This window comes from Amycolatopsis orientalis DSM 43388 (assembly GCF_000411975.1).
GTDB lineage: Bacteria > Actinomycetota > Actinomycetes > Mycobacteriales > Pseudonocardiaceae > Amycolatopsis > Amycolatopsis orientalis_D.
The window spans coordinates 47,833-65,253 of the sequence record NZ_ASXG01000021.1; the positions used below are offsets into that span (position 1 = coordinate 47,833).

Here is a 17,421-nt window from a genome sequence, read left to right on the forward strand (position 1 = left end):
CGGCGGAGACCGCGAATGGCCAAGGCGCGCAGGAGTCTGTGCAATCCCCGCACAGCGCATGGTTTGCCTGGTCAGGCCGTTGCCGCGGGTTTCTGGCAGTTCCTACCGTCGTCCGCACTCGCCTGGCCCGCACGGCGGCCGGCCCCGACGACGTGACACAGGAGCGTTCGGAGATGACCGTGACCAACGACTTCCCCCGGCTTCCCGCGCAGTTCCGCGGCTGTCTCGGCCGGTTCGCGACCGGTGTCGCCGTGGTGACCTTCGATGGCGTCGACGACACCGGCGCGGCGAAGCGGCACGGGCTCACGGTGAACTCCTTCACCTCGGTTTCCCTGGATCCGCCGCTCGTGCTGGTCGCGATCCAGCGTTCGGTCCGGGCGCACGCCCTGCTCGCCGGAAGGCCGTTCACCGTGAACGTGCTCGGCGCCGAACAACGCGCGGTGGCGTTGCACTTCGCGGGCAAGCCGGCGGTGGAGCCGGAATGGGTGGAAGGCGAATACGCCCCTCGGCTGGCGAATACCGCGGCGTGGTTCGAATGCACCCCGTGGAAGGAATACGACGGCGGCGACCACACGCTGTTCGTCGGCGCGGTGGAACGCTTCAGCCAGCGGGACGGCGCCTGCCTCGGCTTCGTGGACGGTTCGTTCGTGACCATCGACAGCGCTCGATAGCCCCGGCCCGGCCCGTGCCCGAAAGCCCGGACGCCCCGCCGCCCGGATACACTTCCCGGTGCCTGGTACAGGCGACGCCGGCATAGCTCAGTTGGTAGAGCAACCGCCTTGTAAGCGGTAGGTCAGGGGTTCAAGTCCCCTTGCCGGCTCCACGCGGTTACCCCCTCCCTTATCCGCACCGCCCACGGCGTGCGATCCGTTCCCAAAACCCCAGGTCGAAGCCGGATTTTGGCAAGATCGACGAGAGTGCGGCACGATCGTGCCCAGGTGTGTCGGACACCACTGCAACAGCTGGGGCGGCGCGGCCGATGGTCCCCGGGAACGAGCGAGGAGGTGGGGATCGATCATGAAGATCAACGAGCGTGCCGGCCAGGGGGCAGCGCGCAGACGGTGGCCGATTCTCGAGCCCCCGCAGCCGCGGTCGAACCAGCGGCACCGGCCCAATCTCTTGCGCCGCCGCGCTTGGCACATTCTCGAGGCGCCGACGGCCGAACAGCCCGCCGTCGAGTCCGAGGAGGCGATCGGGCCCAAGCCGCCGGACGACGCGACCGTCAACTTCGTTCTGGACCTCACCCTGCGGATCGGCGAAGTGCAGATGGCCAGCGGCGCCGGGGCCTCCGACGTCACCGCTACCATCCTCGCGCTCACGTCCGCGCTCGGGCTGCCGCACTGCGAGGTCGACGTCATCTTCACGTCGATCACCGTCACCTGTCACCGCGGCACCGACCTCGCGCCGGTGACCGCGTTGCGAGTGGTCCGTTCGCGCAGCCTCGACTACACCCGGCTGACCGAGACCGAGGCGCTCGTGCGCCAGATCGTCCGCGGCCGCACCGGAGCCGAGGAAGCCGTCACCGAACTGGACCGGATCACGTCCGCGCCGCACCCGTACGCGCGCTGGACCGCGACCGCGGCCTGGGGCGGGCTGGCCGGGTTCATCACGCTGCTGCTCGGCGGCGGCCTGGACATCGCGCTCGTCGCGCTGGTCATCTCCGCCGCGGTCGACCGGATCGGCAGGCTGCTCAACAAGGTCAACCTGCCGTTCTTCTTCCAGCAGGTGGTCGGCGGGCTGTTCGCGACGCTGTCGGCGATGATCATCGTCAGCAGCAACATCCTCACCACCGACCGGCCGACGCTGGTGGTCGCCGCGGCGGTCACCGTGCTGCTGTCCGGGCTCTCCACGGTTTCCGCGGTGCAGGACGGGATCACCGGGTATTACGTCACCGCGTCCGGCCGCACGATGGAAACCGCGTTGATGAGTGCCGGGCTGATCGCGGGCGTCGTGCTCGCGCTGCGGATCGCGGTGATGCTCGAACTGCCGCGCACCCCGTTGCCCGACGTTCCGGCCTCGACCGCGCAGCACCTGCCGATCATCGTCGTCGGCGGGGCCGGCGCGGCCGCCTGCTTCGCGCTCGCGTCGTACTCGAAACTGCGCGCGATGCTCGTCGCCGCGGCGGCCGGGGCGATCGGGGCGCTCGTGTACGGCGCGCTGATCATCGCGCAGCTGGACGCGGTAAGTGCTTCGGCGATCGCGGCGACGCTGGTCGGGTTCTGCGGCGGTGTGATGGCCCGGCGGCTGAAGGTTACCCCGCTCGTGGTCGCCGTGTCCGGGATCACTCCGCTGCTCCCCGGCCTCTCCACCTATCGTGGTCTATACCAATTAGCGGTTTCGCCAGGCGGGAACATCTCGACCCTGATGACCGCGGTCGCCATCGGGCTCGCCCTCGCGGCGGGCGTTGTACTGGGCGAATACCTCGCCCAGCCGGTCCGCACCGGGCTCGGCAGGCTCGAGCGCAGGCTGTCCGGGCCCCGGCTCGCCGGGCCGATGGAACCGACCGAACGGCGTTTGGAGTAACTGGCTGAACACCTGCCGGTCACTCCGCGCGCGCTAGGGTTTCTCTTGGGGCCGCGACCCGCCGATGACGAGGGAGCAGCTGGAGTGACTGACGCGATCGCCGACCGGAACAGCGCACCGTCCGCGGATTTCGTCGTGGTGGCCAACCGGCTGCCCGTCGACCTCGAACGGACCGCGGACGGGGGACAACGCTGGACCGCGAGTCCCGGCGGACTGGTCTCGGCGCTCGAGCCGTTCCTGCGGTCCCGCAAGGGCGCGTGGGTCGGCTGGCCGGGCGTGCCGGACGTCGAGGTGGACGAGTTCGACGACGACGGGCTCGTCCTGCACCCGGTGTCGCTCACCTCGGCCGAGGTCCGCGACTACTACGAGGGCTTCTCCAACGCCACGCTCTGGCCGCTGTACCACGACGTCGTCGCCCGGCCGGTCTTCGACCGGTCGTGGTGGGACAGCTACGTGAAGGTCAACCGCCGGTTCGCCGAGGCCAGCGCCGCCGTCGCGGCGCACGGGGCGACCGTGTGGATCCAGGACTACCAGCTGCAGCTGGTGCCCCGGATGCTCCGCGAACTGCGTCCTGACCTGCGGATCGGGTTCTTCCTGCACATCCCGTTCCCGCCGGTCGAGCTGTTCATGCAGCTCCCGTGGCGCGCGGAGATCGTGCGCGGCCTGATCGGCGCGGACCTGATCGGCTTCCACCGGCCCGGCGGCGCGCAGAACTTCCTGTGGCTGGCCCGGCAGCTGGTCGGCCTCGAACCGACCCGCGGCGCGGTCGGCGTCCGGTCCCGGCCGGGCATGGTGCAGGTCGGCGACCGCACCGTGCGCGTCGGCGCGTTCCCGATCTCGATCGACGCGACCGGGCTCGACTCGCTCGCCCGCAGCAAGGGCGTCGCGGAACGCGCCAAGCAGATCCGCCGCGACCTCGGCAACCCGAAAGCGGTCCTGCTCGGCGTCGACCGGCTCGACTACACCAAGGGCATCGACCTGCGGCTGCAGGCCCTGCACGAGCTGCTGCACGAGGGCCGCCTCGAACCGGACGACGTCACGTTCGTGCAGCTGGCCACCCCGAGCCGCGAGCGCGTCGAGCACTACCAGCGGATGCGCGGCGAGATCGAGCAGATGGTCGGCCGGATCAACGGCGAGTTCTCCCGAGTCGGCCACCCGGTCGTGCACTATTTGCACCAATCCGTGAACCGCACCGAGCTGGCCGCCTTCTTCTCCGCGGCCGACGTCATGGTGGTGACTCCGCTGCGCGACGGGATGAATCTCGTCTGCAAGGAGTACGTCGCGTGCCGGCCGGATCTCGGCGGCGCGCTGGTGCTCAGCGAGTTCGCCGGCGCGGCGGCCGAACTGACCAGCGCTTTCCTGGTCAACCCGCACGACCTGGACGGGGTGAAGAACGCGTTGGAGGCTGCCATTACGCTCGACCCCGCCGAGGGCCGACGCAGGATGCGCGCCATGCGTCGCCAGGTCCTCACCCACGACGTCGACCGGTGGGCGCGTTCGTTCCTCCAGGCGCTGGGTGCCGAACCGGCCGACTGACCCCCTCCCCCGTACCGCGCTGGACCTCCTGAGGAGGAGTGTTGACCGCCGAGGCGTTGCCCGCGGAGCTACGGCGCGCGATCGTGCAGATCGCCCGTACCCCGCGCCTGCTGGTCGCCTGCGACTACGACGGCACGTTGGCCCCCATCACGGCGAACCCGGACGAGGCGCGGCCGCTGCCCGAGTCCGTGGGTGCGTTGAGATCTCTCGCCGGCCTGCACGAAACGACCACCGCCGTGATCTCCGGCCGGGCCCTGCGCGACCTCGCGACCCTGTCGCGGCTGCCGTCCGAGGTGAACCTGGTCGGCAGCCACGGGTCCGAGTTCGACATCGGCTTCATCCACGCCCTCGACGAGAACGCGAAGGCACTGCACCGGCGGCTCGAGCACGAGCTGGAACAGCTGGTGCTCGACGTGCCCGGAGTGTCGCTCGAGGTCAAGCCGGCGAGCATCGCGGTGCACGTGCGCCGCGCCGAGCACAACGCCGGCCGGCGCGTTCTCGCCGCCGTGCACGAGGGCCCGGCGACCTGGGAAGGCGTCACGACCACCGACGGCAAGGAGGTCGTCGAGCTGGCGGTCGTCAAGACCGACAAGGGCAACGCGCTGGACACGCTGCGCCACCAGGTCGGGGCCACCGCGGCGGTGTTCCTCGGCGACGACGTCACCGACGAGAAGGCGTTCGCCCGGCTCGCCGGCCCGGACCTCGGCATCAAGGTCGGCGACGGCGAATCGCTGGCCGAATACCGCGTGCCCGACACCGTCGACGTCGCGATGGTGCTCGCGTTCCTCCTGGAAGAGCGGCGCAACTGGCTTTACGGCGAGTCCGCGCCGCCGATCGAGCGGCTGTCGCTGCTGGCCAACGAGCGCTCGGTCGCGCTGGTGACGCCGGACGCGAAGCTGACCTGGCTGTGCCACCCCGGCCCGGACGCCCCCGCGGTGTTCGCCGACCTGCTCGGCGGCCCGGGAGCCGGGCACTTCTCGATCAAACCGCACCGCAACGGGCTCCCGCTCGGGCAGCGGTACCTGCCGAACACGATGACGGTCGAGACGCGCTGGTCGCGGCTGCTCGTCACGGACTACCTCGAACCGGAAAGCCCCGGGCACCGCACCGACCTCGTGCGCGTGATCTCCGGCGAGGCGGTGGCGCAGGTCGTGTTCGCGCCGCGGCCGGAATTCGGCGGCGTGCCGGTGAAACTGGTCGCCGAGGACGAGGGCCTGCGCGTGCTGGGCACGTCGGAGCCGTTCGTGCTGCGCTCGCCGGGCGTCGAATGGTCGATCGCCTCCGACGGCCTGCAGGACACCGCGACCGCACTCGTCCAGCCGACGCCGGAGGAGCCGGTCGTGCTCGAATTGCGGTGCGGCACCACGGATCTCTCCGCGCACGAACTGTCCGAAGTGGACCGTCGCGACCGGGCGGGCCGGTACTGGAGCGACTGGGCGGCGAAGCTCAAGCTTCCGACCGTGCAGACCGAACTGGTGCGCCGTTCCGCGCTCACCCTGCGCGGACTGGTCAACACCGACACCGGCGGCGTGCTGGCCGCGGCGACGTCGTCGCTGCCGGAGGAGATCGGCGGCGTCCGCAACTGGGACTACCGCTACTGCTGGATCCGCGACGCCGCGATGACCGTGCGCGAACTGGTGCACCTCGGTTCGCACGAGGAGGCCGAGGGCTACCTGAAGTGGCTGCACGGCGTGCTCGCCACGCTGGCCGGCCCGGAGCGGCTGCACCCGCTGTACACGCTGGCCGGAAGCGTCATCGGCGCGGAGGCGGTCATCGAATCGCTGCCCGGGTACGCCGGTTCGCGGCCGGTGCGCGTCGGCAACCTGGCCAACCACCAGGTGCAGCTCGACGTGTTCGGTCCGGTCGTGGAACTGGTCGCCACGCTGGCGCAGGTGCGCGGCGAACTGCGCGACGAGGACTGGCAGCTGGTGCGCGCGATGGCCGAGGCCGTCACGCGGCGCTGGAACGAGCCGGACCACGGCATCTGGGAAGAGCGGCACGTGCCGCGCCACCGGGTCTACTCGCGGGTGATGTGCTGGGTCACCATCGACCGCGCGGTCCGGCTCGGCGACGAGTACGGCCGCGACGTCCCGGGAGCCTGGCCGAAGCTGCGCGACGAGATCAAGGCCGACGTGCTGGAGCACGGCTGGAACGAAGAGGTGCAGGCGTTCACCACCGCCTACGACGGCACCGACCTCGACGCGGCGTCCCTGTTCGTGGGCCTGACCGGCCTCATCGACCCGGCGGACGAACGGTTCCAGAAGACGGTGACGGCGATCGAGGCCGAACTGCGCAGCGGGTCGACGGTGTACCGCTACCGGCGCGACGACGGGCTGCCCGGCGGCGAGGGCGGCTTCCACATCTGCGCGGCCTGGCTGATCGAGGCGTACCTGTGCACCGGGCGGCGCAACGAGGCCGAGGAGCTGTTCGCGCAGATCGTCAACGCGGCGGGCCCGACCGGGCTGCTGCCCGAGCAGTTCGACCCGGTCGCGGAGCGCTCGCTCGGCAACCACCCGCAGGCGTACTCGCACATCGGCCTGATCCGGTGCGCGAATCTCCTGGCCGAGAAGGCTTGATCAGGCAAGCCCATTAGCACGCCTCGGTGACAAGTGCCGTGAAGGCCGCCTTGCCGGAATCGCATTCCGTTAAGGTGGTCTTCACGAGCATTTGCACGTTCGTTCGGGTTTGCCGGCGCGGAGGTGGTGCGGTGAAGCAGTACTACGGGCAGCAGGCCACGGAATACGCCCCGTTACCAAGGCTGTTCGCCGCCCGGGTACGCACCGCCTCCGTAGTCGTCGGGATTTCGCTGGCGATCGGCACGCTGCTCATTTTCGGGATCACCGCGCTCGTGAACCGTCCGCTGCACGGGCACAGCCTGCCGCGCGGCCTGCTCGGGCTCGCCGCCTTGCTGCTGCCGATGCTGTCCGTGCTCGCCACCGCCGTGGTGGTGCTGTCCGCGCGCCGCTGCCTGCAGGGCGACTACCTGGTGATCGCCCGGGCCCGCAGCACGCGGGCGGCGCTGACCGCCTGTTTCACCCTGCTCTCGGTCAGCTGCCTGATCGCGCTGGGAGTGTCCGCGCTGGTGGACCTCTGGGGCAACCACGGCAAGCTCGGCTTCCTCGAACTGCTCGCGACGTTCGCGAATTTCGCCATCGGCCTGATCGGCTACAGCGCCGGGCTCTGGTTCGTGCGGCCGTCGGTGAGCACACTGGAGAAGTTCAGCGACCATCCCATCTGGTGAGGCCGCGCGGCGGCCCGACGCCAAACCCGTTGCCCCGCAACGAAAACCGTTCAGCTGCGTGGTGCCGGCTCGCCACGGCCGTCGCACTCGCCATCGGCCGCGCGGCGCACAGCTACCACGGGATCGCCCAGTACCACCGGCCAGGCGGGGAACTGATCATTTCGCGTGGCTCGCCGCGTTGAGCGCGCTCGCCACATCGGGCACTTCCAGCACCCGGATGCCGTCCGGGAGCTTGCCGGAATCCGGCGGCACCAACGCGTGCGTGAAGCCGAGCCGGGCCGCCTCGGCGAGCCGTCGCCCCACGTTCGGCACCCGCCGGATCTCGCCCGCCAGCCCGACTTCGCCGACGGCCACCAAGCGCGGGGACAGGGCGACGTCATGCAGGGACGAGGTGAGCGCGAGCACCAAGGCCAGGTCGATAGCGGGCTCGGTGATCTTCATGCCGCCGACCGTGGCGACGTAGACGTCCTTGTCGCCCAGTTTCATCCGGCCGCGTTTCTCCATCACGGCGAGCACCATCGCGACCCGCGCCGAATCGAGTCCGCTCACCGCGCGCCTCGGCTGCGGCATGCCGCTGCTCGACACCAGTGCCTGCACCTCGCCCAGCAGCGGCCGTTTCCCCTCGACCGCGACCGTAACCGCGGTGCCCGGCACCGGCTCCGCCGTCCGGCTCAGGAACAGCCCGGACGGGTCGGGCACGCCGACGATGCCTTCCTCGGTGAGCTCGAAACAGCCGATCTCGTCGGCCGCGCCGAACCGGTTCTTGATGCCGCGCACCATCCGCAGCGTGGAATGCTTGTCGCCCTCGAACTGCAGCACCACGTCCACCAGGTGCTCCAGCACGCGCGGACCGGCGACCGAACCGTCTTTCGTGACATGTCCCACGAGCACGACCGGCAGACCGCGCTCCTTCGCGAGCGCGACGAGCCCGGCGGTGACCGCGCGGACCTGCGTGACCCCGCCCGGCGAGCCCTCGACCTGCGGCGATGCCATGGTCTGGACCGAATCGACGATCAGCACGCCCGGCTTCACCGCGTCGACGTGCCCCAGGATCGCGGACAGATCGCTCTCGGCCGCGAGAAACATCTCACCGTGCACGTTGCCGGTGCGCTCGGCGCGCAGCCGGACCTGGCCCGCGGACTCCTCGCCGGTGACGTACAGCGAACGCCCGGCGGTGACCGCCCATTGATAGGCGACCTCGAGCAGCAGCGTGGACTTGCCGACCCCGGGTTCCCCGGCCAGCAGCGCGACCGCGCCGGGCACGAGGCCGCCGCCGAGCACCCGGTCCAGCTCCGGCACGCCGGTGGCCTTCGCGCGGGCCGCCTCGACGTCGACCTCGGCGATCGGCCGCGCGGGCGCGCTCGGCGCTCCGGCGGCCACCCGCGCGATCGCCGGTTTCGCGGAGCCGCGCTCCTCGAGCGTGCCCCACGCCTGGCATTCCGGGCAGCGACCGACCCACTTCGCCGTTTCGTACCCGCATTCCGCGCACCGGTGGACGGTGCTGGTCTTCTTCACCACGCCGCGAGGCTATCGGCGGGCACCGACAGAAATCGCGGCGACGCGGTCAGGACGCGGTGTGCGCCGGCGCGGCGACCGGCAGCTCGACCACGATCGGGCCGGCGTTCTGGAAGGTGAAGGTGACCTTGATCGTCGCGCCCGGCCACAGCGGCTGCTTGAGGCCCGGCAGCACGACCTTGCCGGTGCCGACCTGGCTCGCCGCACCGCCGTTCTCGCCCGCCTGCGGCACGCTCGAAGCCGTGCCGGGGGCGGAGCTCGACGAGCTGCCCGGGGCGGAGCTCGGCGCGCCGCTGGCCGCCGGGTTCGACTCGGACGCCGGGGTGCTGTTCGCCGACTCCGGCTGCGCCGGGGCGCCCTGCTCGACCGGGGCCGCCGGGCCGATCACGAGGGAGTGCCCGGCGACGATCGCCGAGTCCCCGGAGATCTGCGCGGGGCCGGAGGTCGCGTCCGACGTCACCGACACCAGCTTGTCGTCCTTCTGCCCCTGGTTGACGATGGTGAGCGTGAGCGGGGCGGGCGAACCGGCCGCGTAGCCGGGGCCCTGGGCCGGGTACTGCACCGCGGCGTTGCGCAGCACGATCGTCTTCACCTGGGCGTAAGTGCCGTTGACGGCGGGCTGCTGGGTGTCGGTCTGGGTGATCTGACCGGCTCCGCAACCGGCGAGCACGAGTGCGGCGCCGAGCGCCGACACGCCTGCGCCGAGCACGCGGCGATTCTGCAGCCTCACGTCAGAGTCCTTCCCTTTCACGGCCTCGTCCTTCCCGAAGACTAGCCGGGCGGTTTCCCGCGCGCGGAACCGGTCTGCGTTCCCGGTCGATCGACCGTCCACAAAGGATCCCGCAGCGCCGGTCGGGGCGTCGTCGGCTCACCTGCATGAGCACGGCGAAAACCGGTTTGTCAAGCCCCGCCCAAGCCGCTGACCTGCGACGACGATCCCGGGCCGCTAGGTGGCCGCCGAACAGCCGTGATAGGATGGAGTCAGCGAAAGGGGCAGAGGACACATGGTTTTCAAGGTCGGAGAGACCGTCGTCTACCCGCACCACGGTGCCGCACTCATCGAAGCCATCGAGACCCGCGTGATCAAGGGCGAGGAAAAGAAGTACCTCGTCCTCAAAGTCGCGCAAGGGGATCTTACGGTTCGCGTGCCCGCGGACAACGCCGAGATCGTCGGCGTGCGCGATGTCGTCGGGCAAGAGGGACTGGACAAGGTCTTCGATGTTCTGCGTGCTCCGCACACCGAAGAGCCCACGAACTGGTCTCGGCGGTACAAGGCCAACCTGGAGAAACTCGCCTCCGGCGATGTGAACAAGGTGGCCGAAGTGGTGCGCGACCTCTGGCGGCGAGAAAAGGACCGCGGACTTTCAGCCGGCGAGAAACGCATGCTGGCGAAGGCACGGCAAATCCTGGTCAGCGAGCTCGCGCTCGCGGAGGGCACCGACGAGGGCAAGGCGGAAACGCTCCTCGACGAGGTCCTGGAGACCGCGACGGTCTGACCCCGGGTCCTCCGGTTCGCCCCCGCGGCAACCGGTTCCCTACGATCACGACCTGATGAACCCACAGGTGCACAGCGTCGCGTTCGTGACTGTCGCGCACCGTCCGGCCGATCCGGAGCTCGCGCTCACGGCGGTCGGTGGTGCAGCACTACTCACGCACACCGTGCGGGGGCTGCTCGGCCCACCGGAGATCGATCTGGTGGTCGCCGCAGCCCCCGAGCGGTGTGCGAAGTCTTTTTCCGAGGCCCTGCGCGGCCTCGATTGCCGGGTCGTTCCCGGGCCTTCGCTCCGGCAGGTGTTCGCCGCCGTCGAGCCGCTGCTTTCCCCGGACGCCGTCGTGCTGGTGCACGACGCGCTGCGGGCGTTCACTCCACAACGGACGGTCCGGCAGGTGCTGGCCGCGGTCCGGGACGGAGCGCCCGTAGCGGTCCCGGTGCTGCCGATGTCCGACACGGTGAAAACCACCGACGAATCCGGAATCGTCACCGCCACGGTCGATCGCGACGGTCTCCGCAGCGCGCAGACCCCGGTTGGTTTTTCCCTTTCCGCTTTCCGTTCCGCACTCGCCGATTCTGCGGACCCCGGTCTCGCCGACACCGCGGGCGCGGCCGTCGTCCCCGGCGATCCGGACGCGATGCGCGTCGCGAGCGCCTTCGAACTGACCCTCGCCGAGGCGCTCGTCGCCGGCGGGGACCGAGAGGATCCCCTGTGACCGATCTGCGGGTAGGCAACGGCGTCGACGTCCATCCGATCGAGCCGGGACGCGAATGCTGGATGGCCGGCCTGCAGTGGCCGGGAGTCGACGGCTGCGCGGGCCATTCGGACGGCGATGTCGCGGCACACGCGCTGTGCGACGCCCTGCTGTCCGCCGCCGGGCTCGGCGATCTCGGCGCGGTATTCGGCACCGGCGATCCGCGCATGGACGGCGCGCACGGTGCCGACATGCTCGTCGAGGTGCGTGCGTTGCTGCGGGCCGAAGGGTGGCAGGTAGCGAACGCGACCGTGCAGGTCATCGGCAATCACCCGCGGATCGGGAAGCGGCGCGACGAGGCGCAGCGGGTGCTCAGCGACGCCGTCGGCGGACCGGTGAGTGTTTCCGGCACGACATCGGACGGGCTCGGGCTCACCGGACGCGGCGAGGGCATCGCGGCGGTCGCGACGGCGCTTCTGATTCGCGACTGATCGGAACTCGCGCATTCCGGAGAATCGGTGCCGCGCTTTTCCGGACAGCCGAACATCGGAATCCGGATAACAATTTCTCCTTGCCGGGCGAAGATCCGTACTGGCTTCCGCGACGCGGTTTGGCTTTTCCGCGGCGGGCAGCTGTTCGTCCCGGCCGGCTGAGCGGGACGCCACAAACGGGCGGCGGCGCACCCCGTGCTCCCGATAAGGTTGGTGCGTGGCCATCAACGCGGTGTTGTTCGACTTCTCCGGCACTCTTTTCCGGCTCGAGCAGCAGGACGGCTGGCTCGACGACGTTCGCGACGACGACGGCGAGGCGCTCGACGTCGAAGCGCAGACCGAGCTGATGCGGCGGATGACCGCGCCGGTCGAGCAGTCCGTCGAACTGGACGAGGAGCACCTGTACGCCTGGCACAACCGCGACCGCGACCCGGCGCTGCACCGCAAGGTGTACCTGGAGGTGCTGCGGCTGTCCGGCGTTCCCCGGCGCGAGCAGGCCGAGGCGCTGTACACGCAGCTCATCACGCCGGACCAGTGGACGCCGTACCCGGACACCGAGGCCGCGCTCAAGGCGGTCGCGAGCAGCGGGCGCAAGGCGGGCGTGCTGAGCAACATCGCGTTCGACATCCGGCCCGCGTTCGGCCAGCGCGGCTGGGACGCGCACGTCGCCGAGTTCACCCTGTCCTTCGAGGTCGGAGCGGTGAAGCCGGAGCCGGAGATCTTCCAGGCGGCGATCAATGGGCTCGGCGTGCGCGCCGAGGAGACGCTGATGGTCGGCGACAGCGAGGAGGCCGACGGCGGCGCCCGGGCGCTGGGCTGCCAGTTCGCCCTGGTCGACCCGCTGCCCACCGCGCAGCGGCCGGACGCGCTGCTGGGCGTGCTGCGGGAGCACGGCGTGCTCTGACGTCCTGCGACGTCCCCCACAGTTGCCCGGGCCGGCCCCGGTACCCTTTACCTCGTGGCTTTGCACCTGTACGACACCGCGACCCGTGCCCCTCGGGAGTTCACTCCCGTCCGCAGCGGAACGGCGTCGATCTACGTGTGTGGGGCCACTGTGCAGGGAGTACCGCATATCGGGCACGTCCGAGGCATGCTGAATTACGACGTGCTGCGCCGCTGGCTGCTCCACAGTGGACTCGACGTGCTGCTGGTCCGCAACGTCACCGACATCGACGACAAGATCCTCGCCAAGGCCGCCGAGGCAGGCCGGCCGTGGTGGGAGTGGGCGGCGACGCACGAGCGGGCGTTCGAGAAGGCGTACGACGACCTCGGCTGCCTTCCGCCGTCGGTCACGCCGCGCGCGACCGGGCACGTCACGCAGATGGTCCAGCTGATGGAGCGGCTGATCGAGGCCGGGCACGCGTACGCCGTCGACGGCGACGTGTACTTCTCGGTCAAGTCGTTCCCGGAGTACGGCACGCTGTCGGGCCAGCAGCTCGACGAGGTCCAGCAGGGCGAGACGCCGACCCGCGGCAAGCGTGATTCGCGCGACTTCACCCTGTGGAAGAGCGCGAAGCCGGGCGAGCCCTCGTGGCCCACGCCGTGGGGCGACGGGCGGCCTGGTTGGCACCTCGAATGCTCGGCGATGGCGACCAACTACCTCGGCGCCGAGTTCGACATCCACGGCGGCGGCGTCGACCTGGTGTTCCCGCACCACGAGAACGAACGCGCGCAGTCGAACGCGGCGGGCGACGGGTTCGCCCGCTACTGGCTGCACAACGCGTGGGTGACCATGTCCGGCGAGAAGATGTCGAAGTCGCTGGGCAACACGGTTTCGATCCCGGCGATGCTGGAGCGCTACCGCGCGCCCGAACTGCGCTACTACCTCGTGCAGCCGCACTACCGGTCCACGGTCGAGTACTCCGACGGCGCGGTTTCCGAAGCCGCCCAGGGGTACCGGCGGATCGAGGCGTTCCTGCGCCGGGCGGAGTCGGCCGGTCCGGTTCCGGTCGGCGAGGTGCCGGCGGAGTTCGCCGCGGCGATGGACGACGACCTGGCCACCCCGGCCGCGTTCGCCGTGGTGCACAACACGGTCCGCGACGGTAACGCCGCCCTCGACGGCGGCGACACCACGAAGGCGCTCGAATTGGCCGGCACGGTCCGCGGGATGACCGGCGTGCTCGGCCTCGACCCGCTGTCGCCGGACTGGGCGGACGGCGGCTCGGACACTCCCGTCCGCGACGCGCTGGGCACGCTCGTGGAAGCCCTGCTGGCCGAACGCCAGGAGGCCCGTGCGGCGAAGGACTTCGCCCGCGCGGACGCCGCCCGCGACCGTCTCGTGGCGGCGGGGATCGCGGTGGAAGACACCCCGAACGGTCCGCAGTGGACGGTCAGGAACTCCTGACCTCCTCGCGGCAGCAGAGATTGAGGACTCATGGCAGGCAACTCACAGCGCAAAGGTGCCATCCGGAAGGCCGGCACCAAGAAGGGTGCCGTCGTCGGTTCGGGCGGGCAGCGACGCAAGGCGCTCGAGGGCAAGGGCCCGACGCCGCGGGCTGAGGACCGCCCCGGCCACAAGGCGTACCGCGCTGCCAACGCCGCCAGCAAGCGCGACCAGGCCCGGCAGAAGAAGGCCGACCGGCCGGAGCTGATCGCCGGCCGCAACCCGGTCGTCGAGGCACTGCGCGCGGACGTGCCGGGCACGGCGCTGTACGTCGCGCTCAACATCGACATCGACGACCGGGTCAACGAGGCCGTCCGGCTGGCCGGCGACAAGGGCATCTCGATCCTGGAGATCCCGCGCGAGGAACTGGACCGCAAGACCAACCGGGCGATGCACCAGGGGCTCGGCCTGCAGGTGCCGCCGTTCGAGTACGCGCACCCGGACGACCTGATGCAGGCCGCGCGCGACTCGGGCAACACCCCGCTGTTCGTCGCGCTCGACGGCGTCACCGACCCGCGCAACCTGGGCGCGGTGATCCGCTCCGCGGCGGCGTTCGGTGCGCAGGGCGTGCTGCTGCCGGAACGCCGCAGCGCCGGGATGACCGCGGTCGCGTGGCGCACGAGCGCCGGGACCGCGGCGAAACTGCCGATCGCGGTCGCCACGAACCTCACGCGCCAGCTGCGTGCGTGGGCTTCGGAGGGCCTGATGATCGTCGGCCTCGACGCCGACGGGACGGTCGACATCGACTCGCTCGACCTGGCCGCGGACCCGCTGGTCGTCGTGCTCGGCTCGGAAGGCCGCGGCCTCTCCCGGCTCGTCCGCGAGACATGCGACGCGACGGTGTCGATCCCGATGGCAGCCGGAGTGGAATCGCTGAACGCCTCGGTCGCCGCCGGAGTGCTGCTGGCCGAGGTCGCCCGCCGCCGCCGGATCGCCGGACGCATCTGACGGTTTACCGGTGGAAGCACCGGCCTGTTATCGTCGATAACATGCCCGACGACACCCGCGCCCGCATCATCCGGGCCGCCCTGGACCTGCTGGCCACCGGCGGCCCGGACGCGGTGTCGACCCGCGCGGTGAGCTCGGCGGCAGGCGCCCAGCCGCCGACGATTTATCGGCTTTTCGGCGACAAGGACGGCTTGCTCGACGCCATCACCGTCCAGGGCTACGCCGATTACCTGGAGGCGAAAACCGCCCAGCCGCCCGCGGACGACCCACTGGAGGACTTGCGGCGAGGCTGGGACCAGCATCTGGAGTTCGGCCTGGCCAACCCCGCGCTGTACCGGCTGATGCTCACCCGGCCCGGCCCTTCCCCCGCGCTGGACAAGGCCCTGGAGATCTTGGCCGCGCGAGTCCGCCGAGTCGCGGCAGCCGGACGGCTCCGAGTGCCGGAGCCCCTCGCGTCGGCGTTGATCCACGCCGCCGGCTCGGGGGCGACGCTCAGCCTGATCTCGACCCCGCCGGAGTCCCGAGACCTGACGGTGTCGACCACGGCCCGGGAAGCGGTGCTCGCCGCGATCAGCACGGACCGGCCGGTCTCCCGAACACCAGGACCAGCCGCCGCGGCCACGGCGTTGCGCGCGGTATTGCCCCAGGTCACGGGGCTGAGTGCGGCGGAGAAGGCGTTGATGGGCGAGTGGCTGGACCGGATCACCGACTGAGCCGGGGCGGCTTGACCGGTAACTCAGCTTGGGCGAGTGCGGTGGCCCTGTCGCCGGGCCGCGGGTAACACCGCGCTGACATCGCCGGTCCTCCGCACCGATCACTACGCCAGGTTTCGCATTTCGGCTGCCCGGCCTCCCGCCTAGCCGCAAGACCCCGTCGCTGGGTCTTTGACGCCGTCGTTTCCCGTCCGAGCCCTCGATTCCTCGGCTTTCCGCACAGATCAGCTCGCCGCGCAGCCCCACTCGCCTGTTCTGTTTCCCAGCGCCGCCCGCCGCCGCACCTCAACACCCGCCCTCCGCGCCGTCGCGAGGGGACGAAATCCCCCAAATCCGTCACCCTCGGTGATTCGTGCTGTGATCCGTCGGGCATCGCCCCGCGAAGCCACCCGCTCGGGCTAAGGTCTCCTCCGGAACCGAGGGGGTCCGTCACCGATGTCGTTCGTTTCACCGCTGTTCTTGTGGTACTTCATGCCCGCGGTGCTGATCGCGGTCCTGGTGTGCCCGCGCAGCTGGCGCAACGGCATCGTCGCGGTCGCGAGCCTGCTGTTCTACACAATCGGGGCCGGCCCGTACCTGTTCCTGCTGCTGCTCTGCATGACGGTGAACTTCCTGGCCGGACCGGCGCTGGAACCGAGTCCGTGGGACGTCCGCGGCACGCGCCGGAAACGGATCCTGATCGGCGTCATCACGCTCGACGTCCTCGTCCTCGTCATCTGGAAGTACGCCGGTTTCGCGACGCAGCAGATCGCGGCCGTCGCGCATTGGTTCGGCGGAGACCTGGGCGTCGCGAACATCGTGGTGCCGATCGGCATTTCCTTCTACACCTTCCACCACATCTCGTACGTGGTGGACATCTACCGCGGCGAGCGGCACGCGCTGCGCAACCCGGTGTCCTTCGCCGCGTACATCGCGATGTTCCCGCAGCTGGTGGCGGGTCCCATCGTGCGGTACCGGGAGATCGCCGACCAGCTGCCGCAGCGCCGTTCGCACCGGTTGGACGACATCGCCGCGGGTTTCCCGAGGTTCGCGCTGGGCCTGTGCAAGAAGTCGATCATCGCCGACTCGCTCAGCCCGATGGTCGAGGCCTGCTTCTCGACCCCGCCGAACCAGATGACGTTCACGACGGCCTGGCTCGGCGCGATCGGCTACACCCTGCAGTTGTTCTTCGACTTCTCCGGCTACTCGGACATGGCGATCGGCCTCGGCCGCATGCTCGGCTTCCGGCTGCCGGAAAACTTCGCCCGACCGTACTCGTCGGTGACGATCACGGAGTTCTGGCGGCGCTGGCACATGTCGCTGTCCCGCTGGTTCCGCGACTACGTCTACATCCCGCTGGGCGGCAACCGTTCAGGCGCCGGAAGGACGTACCGGAACCTGTCGATCGTCTTCGTGCTGACCGGTTTCTGGCACGGCGCGCAATGGACGTTCCTGATCTGGGGCTGCTACCACGGCGCACTGCTGGTCATCGAACGCCGCTTCCACCTCGGCGACGCCCCGGCCAGCCCAGTCGCCCGCGTCGCCCGCCGCTTGCTGACGCTGGTCCTGGTCGTGTTCGGCTGGGTCTTCTTCCGTTCGGCCGACCTCGGCCACGCGTTGTCGATGATCGGCCACATGCTGATCCCGGACTTCGGCGGTCTGGGCGACGTCGTGGGGAGCGCGCTGACGAACCAGCGGATGGTGATCCTGCTGCTGGCGCTGATCGTGTTCATCCTCCCGGCGCACCCGGTGACCGGCCCGCTGCTGGAATCGTCCCGAACCCGCGGAGCGACCGCGCTGCGCATCGGGGTCATGACGGTGGGCCTGGTTTACGCGGCGATCTTGGTGGCTACGGGGACTTTCAGCCCATTCCTGTATTACCAGTTCTGATCTTGCGGAGCGGCC

At 70.4% G+C, this 17,421-nt stretch carries 15 protein-coding genes and 1 tRNA gene; 14 read left to right on the top strand and 2 right to left on the bottom strand.

Annotation, left to right across the window (positions count from 1 at the left end; genetic code table 11):
• Positions 1 to 173 precede the first annotated feature (173 nt).
• The 6 genes from L942_RS03185 (at position 174) to L942_RS03210 (ending at position 7,300) form a co-directional block, all read left to right on the top strand.
• Positions 174 to 671: a flavin reductase family protein gene (locus L942_RS03185; protein WP_037354638.1), complete on the top strand. Its 498-nt coding sequence runs from the start codon at positions 174 to 176 to the stop codon at positions 669 to 671.
• A gap of 76 nt (positions 672 to 747) precedes the next feature.
• Positions 748 to 823 (top strand) — tRNA-Thr (locus L942_RS03190).
• Positions 824 to 1,017: 194 nt separating this feature from the next.
• Entirely contained in the window at positions 1,018 to 2,523 is a 1,506-nt protein-coding gene (locus tag L942_RS03195; RefSeq protein WP_037354641.1) for a threonine/serine ThrE exporter family protein, read from the top strand.
• An 84-nt stretch (positions 2,524 to 2,607) separates the two neighbouring features.
• Positions 2,608 to 4,059 (top strand): alpha,alpha-trehalose-phosphate synthase (UDP-forming), encoded by a 1,452-nt coding sequence (locus L942_RS03200; protein WP_037354644.1) that lies wholly within the window; start codon positions 2,608 to 2,610, stop codon positions 4,057 to 4,059.
• 41 nt (positions 4,060 to 4,100) lie between these two features.
• Positions 4,101 to 6,635 carry a trehalose-phosphatase gene (otsB, locus tag L942_RS03205; protein ID WP_037354826.1) on the top strand — a complete coding sequence of 845 codons (2,535 nt, stop codon included), beginning with the start codon at positions 4,101 to 4,103 and terminating at the stop codon, positions 6,633 to 6,635.
• Between the two features lie 131 nt (positions 6,636 to 6,766).
• Entirely contained in the window at positions 6,767 to 7,300 is a 534-nt protein-coding gene (locus L942_RS03210) for a hypothetical protein (protein ID WP_037354646.1), read from the top strand.
• 156 nt (positions 7,301 to 7,456) lie between these two features.
• Here L942_RS03210 and radA read toward each other — a convergent pair whose 3' ends face one another.
• Both radA and L942_RS03220 read right to left on the bottom strand, forming a co-directional pair.
• Entirely contained in the window at positions 7,457 to 8,818 is a 1,362-nt protein-coding gene (gene radA / locus L942_RS03215; protein WP_037354648.1) for a DNA repair protein RadA, read from the bottom strand.
• 46 nt (positions 8,819 to 8,864) lie between these two features.
• On the bottom strand, positions 8,865 to 9,545 hold the full coding sequence (locus L942_RS03220) for a hypothetical protein (protein WP_037354828.1): 681 nt from the start codon (positions 9,543 to 9,545) through the stop codon (positions 8,865 to 8,867).
• Positions 9,546 to 9,819: 274 nt separating this feature from the next.
• Between L942_RS03220 and L942_RS03225 the strand changes: the two genes are divergently transcribed.
• From L942_RS03225 to L942_RS03260, 8 genes are all read left to right on the top strand, one after another.
• Positions 9,820 to 10,311, top strand: coding sequence for a CarD family transcriptional regulator (locus tag L942_RS03225; RefSeq protein WP_009084200.1), 492 nt, complete (start codon positions 9,820 to 9,822; stop codon positions 10,309 to 10,311).
• Between the two features lie 67 nt (positions 10,312 to 10,378).
• A complete protein-coding gene (locus L942_RS03230) occupies positions 10,379 to 11,023 on the top strand; it encodes an IspD/TarI family cytidylyltransferase (RefSeq protein ID WP_037354831.1) in 645 nt (214 codons plus the stop codon).
• A 5-nt stretch (positions 11,024 to 11,028) separates the two neighbouring features.
• On the top strand, positions 11,029 to 11,493 hold the full coding sequence (ispF, locus tag L942_RS03235; RefSeq protein ID WP_037354834.1) for a 2-C-methyl-D-erythritol 2,4-cyclodiphosphate synthase: 465 nt from the start codon (positions 11,029 to 11,031) through the stop codon (positions 11,491 to 11,493).
• 217 nt (positions 11,494 to 11,710) lie between these two features.
• Positions 11,711 to 12,397: an HAD family hydrolase gene (locus L942_RS03240; protein ID WP_037354652.1), complete on the top strand. Its 687-nt coding sequence runs from the start codon at positions 11,711 to 11,713 to the stop codon at positions 12,395 to 12,397.
• Positions 12,398 to 12,451: 54 nt separating this feature from the next.
• Complete coding sequence (gene cysS, locus L942_RS03245; RefSeq protein ID WP_037354654.1) at positions 12,452 to 13,837, top strand: cysteine--tRNA ligase; 1,386 nt, start codon at positions 12,452 to 12,454, stop codon at positions 13,835 to 13,837.
• A 30-nt stretch (positions 13,838 to 13,867) separates the two neighbouring features.
• Complete coding sequence (gene rlmB / locus L942_RS03250; protein ID WP_037354656.1) at positions 13,868 to 14,824, top strand: 23S rRNA (guanosine(2251)-2'-O)-methyltransferase RlmB; 957 nt, start codon at positions 13,868 to 13,870, stop codon at positions 14,822 to 14,824.
• Positions 14,825 to 14,865: 41 nt separating this feature from the next.
• Positions 14,866 to 15,537 carry a TetR/AcrR family transcriptional regulator gene (locus L942_RS03255; protein WP_037354658.1) on the top strand — a complete coding sequence of 224 codons (672 nt, stop codon included), beginning with the start codon at positions 14,866 to 14,868 and terminating at the stop codon, positions 15,535 to 15,537.
• Positions 15,538 to 15,972: 435 nt separating this feature from the next.
• Positions 15,973 to 17,406 (top strand): MBOAT family O-acyltransferase, encoded by a 1,434-nt coding sequence (locus tag L942_RS03260; RefSeq protein WP_037354660.1) that lies wholly within the window; start codon positions 15,973 to 15,975, stop codon positions 17,404 to 17,406.
• Positions 17,407 to 17,421: the final 15 nt, after the last annotated feature.